Genomic DNA, 11,355 nt, shown 5'->3' with positions numbered 1-11,355 from the left:
TTATTCTTTTAGGGAGAAGGAAAATATATGGGAGACACGTCCTCACTAATAACCGTCTTTTTATGCATTGCACTACTAATATTTTGGCGTCGTTATCGCTCCATGCATAAGCCAATAAAGGGAGCGGGAAAACGTATTTTATGGCCATTACTATTTTTAACACCAGGTATTGTATGGTTTTTAGGTCCCGTACATCCAGCTATATTGCAAGTAAGTATAGCGGTATTCATTGGTGTACTTTTTGCTGTGCCGCTTATAGTATTAACAAATTATGAACGAAGAGATGATGGGAATATTTATACGAAAAAAAGTGCAGCTTTTTTAATTACTTTTATTGCACTTGTCGTTTTGAGATACGGTTCAAGAAAATATATTGTTGACTTAGATCAGCAAACAATAGGTTTATTATTTTATGTTGTTGCAGTATCGTATATTTTTCCTTGGAGAATTGCCTGTTATATAAAGTTTAGGAAAGTTTGGCGGGAAAATAATAATCATGCTATATGAAAACTTCTCATTTGAGAAGTTTTTTTATTTTTACAGGTAAGCAAAACAAGTTGTTGAAGGGCAGGCTGTCATAGAATATGATACATATTATAATGAGGAAAAGTTGAGGGGATAAAAATGCGTACAATTTTACTTTTTCTAAACAACATGTTCATTAGCGAAATCGAGGACATTAGGCAAAAACATGATCCTTTATTTGGATTAATTTCACCGCATATTACAATTGTATTCCCATTTGAAAGTTCGATTTCAAATGATGAGCTGAAATTACATATTATAAATGTATCAAAACCGATACAGAATATAGAAATTGAATTTACGAATCAAATTACAAGTGAAAGAGAATATTTGTTTTTACGAGTTGAAAAGGGGAAAGAACAAATAGAGGAACTACATAATATTCTATATACAGGACCTTTATTACAATTTTTGGAAGAAGACATTCCGTACATCCCGCATGTAACAGTCGGAAGAAAAGAAAGTGCCGAATTAGCTGCTGAAGTAGTGAAGGAGATTCCTAGTTTTCATGGGAAGTTAAATTGTGTGATTGATAGAATAAGCGTGGAGCGAATTGGAGAGAACGGGGAATCAATTATTGAATTTGAAGTGCCATTTCTAAAAAGCTGACAAAAGTCAGCTTTTTATTTCGTAGCATGAAGTAATGCACCAATTGCACCGCTATTACCACCATCTTGTAAAAAGATTGGTGTTTTATTTTGATATTCGGTGTAGCTACTAATAATATGTTGAAGTTGTACGTTATTACATAAAGTCGAACCAATATAAATAATATGTTCAATGTTTTTTGTTTCAGCGAATTGAAGGCTTAATGCAGTAACGACTTCACCGACAAGTCCTTGTACAGTAGCTAGTATATCGGAGCTACTATTATTTGATTCTGTAATGGCTGCTTTTCCGAAGTTACTAGCAGTTAAGTTATTATCGATAGGGGAAAGAATACCACCATAAATATCTCCAACCGTAATATCTAGTTCTTTTCTAGATCCTACTTTTGTTAGAGGGATTATATCTTCAAAATGATCTATATTTGTTAACAATTTTGAGAGTCCCATAATAGTCCCACCGCCAACTCCGGTTCCACCAGCGCGAATATATTGTTCATTATAAACATAATGGATAGAAGTACCTGTACCGATATTGGTTAAAATAAAATTGTTTATAGTATGTTGTTCTTCTTTTAATATGAATTGGACACCTGCAAGAGTAGCTTCAAATTCGCTTAGCTCTATTATTTTATATGAACCTGTAAGCAGTTGCTGTAATAGTTTCGATTTACCACCCGTAATACATATTTGTTTTATGCCATTGTTGTTTTTAATCCAATCTATTATTTTATGTTGTTCATGCGAATAAAATTTTTCAAAAGTTAATAGCTTTTTTTTGTTAAAATAAGCTATTTTCGTTAATGTGCCTCCAGCATCGATACCGATAGTACGTTCCATTTTCCTGCTCCTAACTACGTAATATGTTTTTCTATTTACTTAATCGGTTGAGAATAGATATTTCCAACTGATATAAGGAACACTTTAATCTGCTTGATATATTAATAGTTTTTCTATAGTTACAATAGGCTGGTCGTTTACAGTTGCAATACCTTTACCAAGAACAAAACCTCGGCGATTGCGCGTTAGCTCATAATGTAAATCAAGTTTATCACCGGGATATGCTTTTCCGTGGAATTCAACTCCATCTAAAGAGGAGAGGAATCCTAGTCCTTCAGAATCACTTGTATGTACAAATGCACTAAGCTGAGCAAGTGCTTCTACAATTAACATATGAGGCATATGTTTGTGACTATCATTTATAAACCATTCGTTATTTGTAATGAGTTTATCTCCTGTAACGGATTCACCTTGTTTTACATTTGTTACTTTATCAATCATTAAAAATGGATAACGATGGGGAAGTGTGTCTTTAATATGCATATGAAAGTACCTCCAATTAATAATACCCCTGCTAAAGTTAAGCAGGGGAGCCGGAATTAATTTTTAACTAATTCATTTACTTTTTCAAGGACGAAAATGCCGCTATTTCTAATGTTTTCAACAACTTGTTGCAACACTTCTTTATCTTGAACGAGTGCAATACGTACGAAGCCTTCTCCGTGAGGTCCAAATGCATGACCAGGTGTAACAACGACATTCGCGCGATCCATTAATGCATAAGCGAAGTCTAGAGAAGTCCATCCTTGTGGAATTTCTGCCCAGACAAACATACTACCAGCTGGCTTATCGACATTCCAGCCAAATGTTCGGAATCCATCGACTAAAGTATCTCTCCGTTCTTGATAAATATTGCGGTTTTTCTCACAAAATGCAGCGCCATTTCTTAGTGCTGCAGATGCCGCTTTTTGAATTGGTAAAAATACACCGTAATCGGTATTAGATTTAAATTGAGTAAGTGCACGAACAATTTCTTCGTTTCCAATCATATATCCAATACGGCTACCTGCTAAACTATAACTTTTTGACAAAGAATTGATTTCTACACCAACTTCTTTAGCACCAGGTACAGAGAGGAAGCTAATTGGCTTATTACCATCGAAATAAAATTCAGCATAAGCAAAATCATGGACAACGATAATATTATGCTTTTTCGCGAATGCGATTACTTCTTTAAAGAAATCTTCATGAGCCATTGCTGGAACGGGATTCCCTGGGAAGTTTAAAATCATCATCTTCGCTTGATCGGCAATTTCTTCAGGGATGACTTCTAAGTCTGGTAAGAAATCATTCTCTTTCTTTAAAGGCATGTAGTAAGATGTTGCACCAGCCATTTGAATACCTGTTTCATAAGCTGTATATCCTGGATCAGGAACTAATATAATATCACCTGGATTTGCATAAACCATAGGTAAATGAACGAGCCCGTCTTGTGAACCCATTAATAATAAAACTTCTTTATCCGCATTTAATAAAACGTTATGAGTATTGTTGTAATATTCAGTTACAGCTTCGTGAAATTCTTGAATACCTGATAATGTATACCCGTAGCTCTCTTTCTCACTCGCTGTATGTACCATTGTTTCTCTTACAAAATCAGCGGGCGGCATATCAGGATTTCCGATGCTCAAATCAATCATGTTATGACCTGCTGCAATTTTTTCTTTTTTATAGGCTCCTAATTCACTAAATATAGAAGATTGGAATGCTTTCATTCTAGTTGCTAACGTGTAAGTCATCAAAACCCCTCCTAAAACAGTGCTTTCATTCTGCATTTTTAATTATTCTGAAAACACATGTTTATATTTTATCATTTTTTTATGAAAATTAAAATGATTGACAAATTTAGAGGAAGGATTAGCCTATTTTGAAAAGTATCGATGTAAATAGCGTAGATGTGTTAATTGAAATGTCTATTATAGGATTCATTTTATATAACTTAAGGTATTCTCTAGTTTTTATTAAGTATATTTCTCATGTTTTGAATGAAAAAGAATACGAAAACAAGGGCTATTTTTGTGGCCGATTTCTAAAGTGAAATAACGCAGAAAATATTTTCTGCGTCTCCTCTGAAATGTAATCATTTCTTTTTATATGTGCATAATTTTTCGGCTGTCAAAAAGTATACATTTAGTGTACCGTCGGCAACTTTTAAAGTTTGGTCCGATGTAAATGAATTACCATAATCAATATGATATACATTAGAATTTTTGACAAATGAGCCTTTATATAAATCGTCTTTATTCTTTGTTGTTTGCATTTCTACTAAATTTTGCACAATTTCCTCTTTATTTTCTTTTTTGACAACTGTTTCAAATTTGTAATATACAGGGCATTCACCATTTTTATTGTCAACGACTTCCCAAGAACCGAATATATCGTTATTGCTGCATCCACTAAGTAGGATGATTAGTATAGGAATTGTAAGTAGAACCTTTTTCATTTTGTGCTCCTTTCTTTTAAATTTGAATAAACGTGCGAATACGATAGGGATATTATAATAAATAAAGTTTAAATTTTTTTAAAGAATTATTTAATTTCATATAAAAATTTAGGAGAAATTAAATAAGCATGAATCTAGTGTAAAGTCAGATTCATGCTAGTACTATAGCCTACGTTATGTCTTTTTTGAGCATAAATAAAGAGGAAAGCAGAATCACTATTCCATTTAATATATATACGCTTGCGATCATAAAGGCTAACGTACCTGCGCCAAATCCTGCTTTATCGAATATAGAAGCAAATGTTGTGATAGTCAAAAAGATAATGGGAGTCAGTAGTAAAAATATGAAACCTGCCACGATTCTTTTTTTAAAACTATGTCCAGATAAGGAAATGGCTAAAAAGTTTAGGGTGCTAAACAGAGCAATTGCAAAGAGCAGGACAATAAATACTTCGATGCCACCAGACATTTTACCACTCCTTTTATAAAGAGTACTTTTTATAATCTATTCGAAATTAAAGGAGGATACTCCTTTAGGTAATTTCAATAAACGTAATAAATAGGCGTATTATAAAACAAAGAAGTATGGATTCAATATTAGATCCATACTTCTTTGTTTATTTTATAAATTCGCAGATTGCGAATGCTGTTTTTCATAATGTTTCTGCTTAGAGAGGGAAATAGAAATAATCAATAATGAAACGACTCCGAAGATGAGAACCATATATTGTAACCCAATTGTATCTAAGAAGAAGCCTGTGCCAAGTAAGACGATTTGGAACATAACCCTCTCAAACATATTACGGAATGAGAAGAGGCGACCGTGATAACTTTTTTCCACTTTCGTTTGGAAAATCGTCGACATAATAGGGAAGAAGCAGCCAACACTAAACCCAAACAACCCAAATGATGTAAGAGCCATCCATTTTATATCGCTAAAGAACAATGACAGATGTGCAAAAGCAGTACAAACTGCGAAGAAATATAGTAATTTTTCAGGTTTGAAATGATCAGATAGACGTTTAATTACGAAGGCACCTATCATAAATGCGACACCTTCAATTGTATATATGAACCCTTTAATCGTAGGATCATGTTGCATTTCGCTAATGTTAATAACCATTAAATTAAACCCAGCTATAAATAATAGAGGGATGATACTTAATATAAGTGCTGTAAAAGCAATAGGAATTCCTTTTAAAATACGAAATACTTCCATAAAGCTATTATCTTTTGCAGCTTGTTTACTTGGTGTTGTTGATTTCTTGTCTTCGAATTGTAGGAAGAAAGTCGAGAGGAATAATAAGGCGTATGCCGCCATTGAGAAGGCATACATGTACTGTAAACTCATCACAACTAAAAGAATTCCACCTAGTGAAGTACCTGCAATACGAGCAATTGTACCAACATTCATATGTACACCGTTCATTTGTAATAACTCATGCTCACGTACGATGAGTGGAATTACAGATTGTAATGCAGGGAAATAAAATGCTGCTGAAATTTGAAGAGCAACCATAAATGCAATCATAAATGCGATACTTTCAAATTGAATAGCAAAAAACATGAAAATAACACTTAAAACTCGACCAAACCCAGCGTAAAGAAGAACTTTTTTCTTTTCATACTGATCGATGACACGGCCAGCCATAGGTCCAACTAGAACACCGGCTAATAGTCCGATAAATAATATAACTGATTTCATGAAATCAGAAGGGACATATTTTTGCATAAATTCAAGGTTGCCAAGAATACCAAGCCATAATCCTAGACCTGCAATAAACTCCCCAATTAAAACAATCCAAACGTTTTTATTACGCCACATAACATAAAACCTCTCCGTCTTTTAAAATGAAAAACGCGTATATAAAACCTCCTTATTTATGTAGTGTTTTTATACGAACTTTTTTAGAGTCAGAGTCTATATTACGTGTTTCATAAGTGGATTTCAATCTTTTTGATTTGTCAAAAATTTGATGTGTTAAGTGCTGAAATAAGTGAATCAAAACGTAAAAATTTTATGATTAAAGCTAATAGAAAGTAAGGATACATATAAAAAAGCAAGAACGTATAACTACGCCTCGCTTTTCTCAAGTACAAAACTAAATATTAGATTCACTTAGCAACATTTTTGCTCTTTTCCAATAGCTAAAGCGCTAAAAGATAGAGGACCAACAACTTCTGCACTAGCACCACTAGTAAGGTTTTCTACAGTTAATGAATATTCGTGTGTTCCACTGCTAACGTTTTGATCTATAGCTTGAAATGTTTGTACGTAAAATTGTTCAGAATCTGTAGATTCAATACCTACTTGTGCATTAAAAATTTCAATATTATCACGGAAAATTCGGAATAAAACTTGTGAAGTCCCAGTTATTCCTTCTACACCAATTGTAGCGATTAATTCTACTCGATTATTACGTGAATCTCTACTTGAAATTCTCAATTTCAAATTTGCTAAAATTGCTTTATTTGGAGAAGCTGGGATTGCAAAAGTTGTTTCACCAGTTTTACTAATAGGTTGAGTAGCTTGGTAATCAATGATATGAGTCATATTCTTCACCTCCTCATATACTAGAATATGAAAATAGTGAAGAATTAGCTTGGACAAATACTAGATTATTTAATAGAGTCAACAACAATTATTGAAAAGAAGAAATTCACATAAAAGCATTAAGAATATATCACAATAAGATGATATTTTTCTTAATGCTTTTTGTAATTAAGCAGAGTATTCTTCTTTACGTACTTCAAAAAATTCATTACGTCGTAAGTAATTATAAATTTTCTCTGAAACCTCTTCTTCTTCAGACACCAAGAAACGATGATCAAAAGCGTAGAAAGATTGACCTTTAATTAATTTTACGTAATACATATTAAACGCCTCCTGACACTAGATTATTACTTGCTTCATATTTATGATGGCCTATATGTCTGCTAAAAATACTTGGAGTTTCAAAGGGGATAAGCAGAGGGATGAAAGAGCTTACAATTCTGTAAGGTTTATGTCACCTTTTTCGATAGTTTACATTCGCTAATTTCTTCTATACTACAAATAAGTTACATAAAATAAGGGGGTAAAAAGATGGATGAAGTAATTGGAGAAGTTGTAGCAGGCATTTGTGAATTTGTAGTAGAAGTAACAGCGGATGCTATAGGAAGTTTAGTTTCCGGAAATGATGAGGAAAAAGAAACATTATAATAATTTGTAAAAGTATAAAGTTGATCGAATTATAAAAGCTGATTTCCAAAGGGAAGTCAGCTTTTTTATTTTTTACATTATATTAACTTATTTTGAATATTCATTTGTTATTATATAGAAGAAACCGATATAAGGAGGTGAATAAACAAATATGTCGAATTTGGAGTGTGATTTATCTGTTTCTCGTTTGATTGTGGTAAATATAGAGGAAAAAGAATATCATTTTATTGTTCGTGAACATCCGATTGTAGGGAATTTTATATCGCTATTTGAAAATGGAAAAGAATATGGTTTAATAGATAAACAAATCGCTAATAAAGATAAATTTATTACATCAGAGCTTACTAAGTTAGATTATTTTAATATAGATGTTTTATATCTTACACCTGGGTGGATATGGATTGGTATGGATCAATTTGGTTTACATGCTCGTGAGGCTACTTATAACGAAGTAGATGTTATTATGAAGTTGAAAGAGGGTTTATATTATATAGATATATACGAAGAAATAAAAATATAGTCAATATTTAGTCAGGTTAGGGGGAAAGTTCCCGTAGCCTTTTTTTGTTTAACGAAATAACGTATAATCATATTATTTTGATTACAAGGTAAAATGATGAGAAGTGAGATGAAAAGAGGATTTGAAAATACATGAAGAGAATTGTAATAATTATATGAGTCGTATATGTAACTAACAATAGAAAGAAGATGATAATATGAGTAAAGAAGAGCTTGTGAAAAAACAGTTTGGCAGTAATGCAGATAAATATGTAAATAGTAAAATACATGCTAAAGGACTGGATTTACAATATGTAGTTCAACAAGTTGAGTCTCGTCATAATAATCGTCTTCTTGATGTTGCTACTGGTGGTGGACATGTGGCAAATATGTTAGCACCTATGTTTGAAGAAGTAGTTGCACTTGATTTAACAGAACAGATGTTAGAAAAAGCCAAAATTTTTATAAAGCAGAATGGGCATGAAAATGTATCTTTTGTAGCAGGAAACGCAGAGGATTTACCATTTGCAGACCATTTTTTTGATACAATCACATGCCGGATTGCAGCCCATCATTTTACGAATCCGGCTCAATTTATTTATGAAGTAAATCGTACATTGAAGGATAATGGATTATTCATCTTAATAGATAATGTTTCGCCAGAAAATAATGAATATGATACATTTTATAATTTTATAGAAAAAAAGCGAGACCCAAGTCATGAACGAGCTCTAAAAAAGACAGAATGGCTTACTTTATTAGAAAAAAACGGTTTGCAAATGCAGTCATGTCTTACTTTTGATAAGAAGTTTGATTTTGACTGGTGGTGTAATATGATGGATGTCCCTTTACAAAAGCGTGAAAAATTAACAGAATGTATGATGAAAGCACCAAACGAAATGAAGGGATATTTTAATATTCAATTTAAAAATAATAAAGTAGAATCGTTCTATACTGAAATGGCTATGTTTATATGTAAAAAAAGTACAACGTTAAAAAGATAAATGTGTTGCAGTCTTTCTGAAGTACGATATACTTAGTACAGAGAAACTGAGAATTGAGGAATAGTTATAATGATTCGTGTACGCATTGAAGGTTCTGAGGAAGAAATGCTTGAATTTATGGGGAAAATGCCAGACATTCCTGGATTTGAAAAGACACATATGAGAGAGCCGAGAAAAGGAAATAACCCGAAATACGATTCAAGTAAAAATGTACTTGCATATTTGTCTTATAAAAAGATTGAAGTCGCCAATAAATAGGCGACTTTTTTAGTTTGCGCTGTTTCACCGCCTTGTCTTTTTCACATAATAATAATAGTAGATTATGCTGAAGAGGGGTGAGAATAGTTAATAAGAAAATTATCTTTTTTGGAGACTTTGGTATTGATGACGCCGTAGCGTTAATTTATGCAAATAAAACATGTAAATTAGATATTCTAGGTATTGTTGCTGAGTACGGGAATGTATCACGAGATATCGTTACGGAAAATGTTTATTTTTTAGAAAGGTACTATGCTACACAAGTGAAAATTATTGAAGGTGCGAGTAGACCGATGACAGCTGAAGAGCCTTTGTTTTTCCCTGAAATCCACGGGGATCACGGTTTAGGTCCTATTATTCCACCTGAGATGAGAATTTGTAAACGAGAAAATTTTTGTGAATTAATCAAATTAATCGAACCTTGTCCAGAAGATATTATAATTGTGGCGACAGGGAGACTAACGACGCTTGCTACGTTATTTTTATTGTATCCAAATATAATGGATCGTATTTGTTCGTATTATATAATGGGCGGCGCTTTCCTATTTCCAGGTAATGTTACACCAGTATCTGAAGCGAATTTTTATGGTGATCCAATTGCAGCAAATATTGTTATGAAATATGCGAAAAACGCTAGCATATACCCGTTAAATGTAACACAGGGCGCGCTTATTACGCCTGAAATGGCCAATATAATAGATAAACAAGGAACTGGACAGGCGAAACTCATTAAACCAATGATTGATTTTTATTATGAGAATTTCTATAAAAAAGAATATCCGGGTATTGGTGGAAGTCCTATACACGATTTACTACCGTTTATCTCGTTTATAAATGACAGTATTTTCGAATATAAAAAATCGGCAGTGTGGATTAGTACGACAAATGATGTGACTAGGGGCCAAAGTGTAGCAGACTTTAGAAAAATAGCTGAGCCAACAAGGTTTGATGATCGGCCGATTCAAAGAATTGCTGTTGGTTTTAACTATGCAGCTTTTAAAGAAGAGTTTATGCGAACAATATTGAAGCTAGATTGTTCTTAATGTGTGTAATAACAAGTCGGATAAATCGTTAGTTCAAAAAAAGGTTTAATCTGTGTGTATTATTCTCAAAAATCTTAAAGTTGAACAACATGAATAACTTATGAAAAATGTCACATAACTAATGGTAAGCAATTGTTTCTAATTATATTTTGATTGGTGAAATGTAAAGGAGGTTATTATATGATTTGGTCTTTAATCGTCGGTGGTATATTAGGATGGCTTGCGAGCTTAATTACTGGAAAGGACGTACCTGGTGGTGTAATTGGTAATATTATTGCTGGTATTATCGGTTCTTGGGTTGGTTCGAAATTACTTGGTAGTTTTGGTCCAGTCATTGGGGGATATGCAATTATTCCAGCTTTAATCGGTGCGATCATTTTAATTTTCATCGTAAGCTTCTTATTACGAGCAATGCGAAAATGAATGTAAGGACTGTTTACATTTGTAAGCAGTCCTTTTTATATGTTATGCTAGTATTATACAATCAGGAGGTGTCAGCATTGAAATCATTTACAGTAAATTTCCATCAAGAAGATAATGCAAAAGCGACAACAGTACATAAATTAAGTGAAGAGGACTTCAATAAAGCAACTGAAAAAGGTACTCGTCATTTATTTGATTTAGATACAAACGTTGGCTTCTTCGTATTCTTTGATGCAGAAGATGCAGAAGGAAATGATCAATACTTAATGTTACAATATGAAGGGGATCATGAAGAACCAACTGCATGCTACGGATTTGATTTAAAACTATACTATCAATTTTTAGCACTATACTTAAACGATCTTGAATTCCAAGGCGAAACAGATGAGGAAGAGGAAGAATACGGTCCAATTCATCATTTAGCGCATTTACTTTATCATATTGTTGAAGATGGTAAATCAATTGAAGTGTAATATACATATTTGAAGCTGCTCTTTTTGGGCAGCTTTTTTAT

16 protein-coding genes are annotated in these 11,355 nt (G+C 32.8%); 8 read left to right on the top strand and 8 right to left on the bottom strand.

Annotated elements, in window-relative coordinates; all coding sequences use genetic code 11:
- Positions 1–27: 27 nt before the first annotated feature.
- Positions 28–507: a cytochrome c biogenesis protein CcdC gene (locus V7S45_RS14225; RefSeq protein WP_025686901.1), complete on the top strand. Its 480-nt coding sequence runs from the start codon at positions 28–30 to the stop codon at positions 505–507.
- A 117-nt stretch (positions 508–624) separates the two neighbouring features.
- The gene (locus V7S45_RS14220) at positions 625–1,134 is read left to right on the top strand and encodes a 2'-5' RNA ligase family protein (RefSeq protein ID WP_025686902.1); all 510 of its coding nucleotides are present in this window, start codon (positions 625–627) and stop codon (positions 1,132–1,134) included.
- 14 nt (positions 1,135–1,148) lie between these two features.
- Here the strand turns inward: V7S45_RS14220 and coaW are convergent, their stop codons facing one another.
- The 8 genes from coaW to V7S45_RS14180 form a co-directional block, all read right to left on the bottom strand.
- The gene (gene coaW / locus V7S45_RS14215; RefSeq protein ID WP_000442501.1) at positions 1,149–1,970 is read right to left on the bottom strand and encodes a type II pantothenate kinase; all 822 of its coding nucleotides are present in this window, start codon (positions 1,968–1,970) and stop codon (positions 1,149–1,151) included.
- An 84-nt stretch (positions 1,971–2,054) separates the two neighbouring features.
- Positions 2,055–2,453 carry a 3-hydroxyacyl-ACP dehydratase FabZ family protein gene (locus tag V7S45_RS14210; RefSeq protein WP_342761415.1) on the bottom strand — a complete coding sequence of 133 codons (399 nt, stop codon included), beginning with the start codon at positions 2,451–2,453 and terminating at the stop codon, positions 2,055–2,057.
- Positions 2,454–2,509: 56 nt separating this feature from the next.
- A complete protein-coding gene (locus V7S45_RS14205; RefSeq protein WP_000222697.1) occupies positions 2,510–3,709 on the bottom strand; it encodes an LL-diaminopimelate aminotransferase in 1,200 nt (399 codons plus the stop codon).
- Between the two features lie 341 nt (positions 3,710–4,050).
- Entirely contained in the window at positions 4,051–4,413 is a 363-nt protein-coding gene (locus tag V7S45_RS14200) for a hypothetical protein (protein WP_048656237.1), read from the bottom strand.
- 169 nt (positions 4,414–4,582) lie between these two features.
- Positions 4,583–4,882 (bottom strand): hypothetical protein, encoded by a 300-nt coding sequence (locus V7S45_RS14195; protein ID WP_025688807.1) that lies wholly within the window; start codon positions 4,880–4,882, stop codon positions 4,583–4,585.
- Positions 4,883–5,035: 153 nt separating this feature from the next.
- A complete protein-coding gene (locus tag V7S45_RS14190) occupies positions 5,036–6,238 on the bottom strand; it encodes an MFS transporter (protein WP_000269258.1) in 1,203 nt (400 codons plus the stop codon).
- Positions 6,239–6,532: 294 nt separating this feature from the next.
- Positions 6,533–6,967 (bottom strand): exosporium protein ExsC, encoded by a 435-nt coding sequence (exsC, locus tag V7S45_RS14185; RefSeq protein WP_025688805.1) that lies wholly within the window; start codon positions 6,965–6,967, stop codon positions 6,533–6,535.
- Positions 6,968–7,135: 168 nt separating this feature from the next.
- Positions 7,136–7,288 (bottom strand): YqbF domain-containing protein, encoded by a 153-nt coding sequence (locus V7S45_RS14180; RefSeq protein ID WP_000291905.1) that lies wholly within the window; start codon positions 7,286–7,288, stop codon positions 7,136–7,138.
- 478 nt (positions 7,289–7,766) lie between these two features.
- Between V7S45_RS14180 and V7S45_RS14175 the strand changes: the two genes are divergently transcribed.
- The 6 genes from V7S45_RS14175 to V7S45_RS14150 all read left to right on the top strand — a co-directional run bounded on the left by V7S45_RS14175 (position 7,767) and on the right by V7S45_RS14150 (position 11,314).
- The gene (locus tag V7S45_RS14175; protein ID WP_025688802.1) at positions 7,767–8,135 is read left to right on the top strand and encodes a hypothetical protein; all 369 of its coding nucleotides are present in this window, start codon (positions 7,767–7,769) and stop codon (positions 8,133–8,135) included.
- Between the two features lie 196 nt (positions 8,136–8,331).
- Positions 8,332–9,117, top strand: a complete 786-nt coding sequence (locus V7S45_RS14170; protein ID WP_000031300.1) for a class I SAM-dependent methyltransferase — start codon at positions 8,332–8,334, stop codon at positions 9,115–9,117.
- A 69-nt stretch (positions 9,118–9,186) separates the two neighbouring features.
- Positions 9,187–9,375, top strand: coding sequence for a DUF3970 family protein (locus V7S45_RS14165; protein WP_000621873.1), 189 nt, complete (start codon positions 9,187–9,189; stop codon positions 9,373–9,375).
- A 77-nt stretch (positions 9,376–9,452) separates the two neighbouring features.
- On the top strand, positions 9,453–10,418 hold the full coding sequence (locus tag V7S45_RS14160) for a nucleoside hydrolase (protein ID WP_025688798.1): 966 nt from the start codon (positions 9,453–9,455) through the stop codon (positions 10,416–10,418).
- 180 nt (positions 10,419–10,598) lie between these two features.
- Complete coding sequence (locus V7S45_RS14155; RefSeq protein ID WP_000638306.1) at positions 10,599–10,841, top strand: GlsB/YeaQ/YmgE family stress response membrane protein; 243 nt, start codon at positions 10,599–10,601, stop codon at positions 10,839–10,841.
- A gap of 77 nt (positions 10,842–10,918) precedes the next feature.
- On the top strand, positions 10,919–11,314 hold the full coding sequence (locus tag V7S45_RS14150) for a hypothetical protein (protein ID WP_000834883.1): 396 nt from the start codon (positions 10,919–10,921) through the stop codon (positions 11,312–11,314).
- Positions 11,315–11,355: the final 41 nt, after the last annotated feature.

Origin of the sequence: Bacillus sp. BR3(2024), assembly GCF_039134555.1 — a bacterium.
Taxonomy (GTDB): domain Bacteria; phylum Bacillota; class Bacilli; order Bacillales; family Bacillaceae_G; genus Bacillus_A; species Bacillus_A cereus.
The sequence above is the reverse complement of the archived record's forward strand: the minus strand, read 5'-3'. Positions and strand labels throughout refer to the sequence as shown.

Excerpts from the sequence above, each read along its gene's own strand:
- V7S45_RS14225 (WP_025686901.1), top strand. The coding sequence starts at position 28 with ATGGGAGACACGTCCTCACTAATAACCGTCTTTTTATGCATTGCACTA.
- V7S45_RS14220 (WP_025686902.1), top strand. The coding sequence starts at position 625 with ATGCGTACAATTTTACTTTTTCTAAACAACATGTTCATTAGCGAAATC.
- coaW (WP_000442501.1), bottom strand. The coding sequence starts at position 1,970 with ATGGAACGTACTATCGGTATCGATGCTGGAGGCACATTAACGAAAATA.
- V7S45_RS14210 (WP_342761415.1), bottom strand. The coding sequence starts at position 2,453 with ATGCATATTAAAGACACACTTCCCCATCGTTATCCATTTTTAATGATT.
- V7S45_RS14205 (WP_000222697.1), bottom strand. The coding sequence starts at position 3,709 with ATGACTTACACGTTAGCAACTAGAATGAAAGCATTCCAATCTTCTATA.
- V7S45_RS14200 (WP_048656237.1), bottom strand. The coding sequence starts at position 4,413 with ATGAAAAAGGTTCTACTTACAATTCCTATACTAATCATCCTACTTAGT.
- V7S45_RS14195 (WP_025688807.1), bottom strand. The coding sequence starts at position 4,882 with ATGTCTGGTGGCATCGAAGTATTTATTGTCCTGCTCTTTGCAATTGCT.
- V7S45_RS14190 (WP_000269258.1), bottom strand. The coding sequence starts at position 6,238 with ATGTGGCGTAATAAAAACGTTTGGATTGTTTTAATTGGGGAGTTTATT.
- exsC (WP_025688805.1), bottom strand. The coding sequence starts at position 6,967 with ATGACTCATATCATTGATTACCAAGCTACTCAACCTATTAGTAAAACT.
- V7S45_RS14180 (WP_000291905.1), bottom strand. The coding sequence starts at position 7,288 with ATGTATTACGTAAAATTAATTAAAGGTCAATCTTTCTACGCTTTTGAT.
- V7S45_RS14175 (WP_025688802.1), top strand. The coding sequence starts at position 7,767 with ATGTCGAATTTGGAGTGTGATTTATCTGTTTCTCGTTTGATTGTGGTA.
- V7S45_RS14170 (WP_000031300.1), top strand. The coding sequence starts at position 8,332 with ATGAGTAAAGAAGAGCTTGTGAAAAAACAGTTTGGCAGTAATGCAGAT.
- V7S45_RS14165 (WP_000621873.1), top strand. The coding sequence starts at position 9,187 with ATGATTCGTGTACGCATTGAAGGTTCTGAGGAAGAAATGCTTGAATTT.
- V7S45_RS14155 (WP_000638306.1), top strand. The coding sequence starts at position 10,599 with ATGATTTGGTCTTTAATCGTCGGTGGTATATTAGGATGGCTTGCGAGC.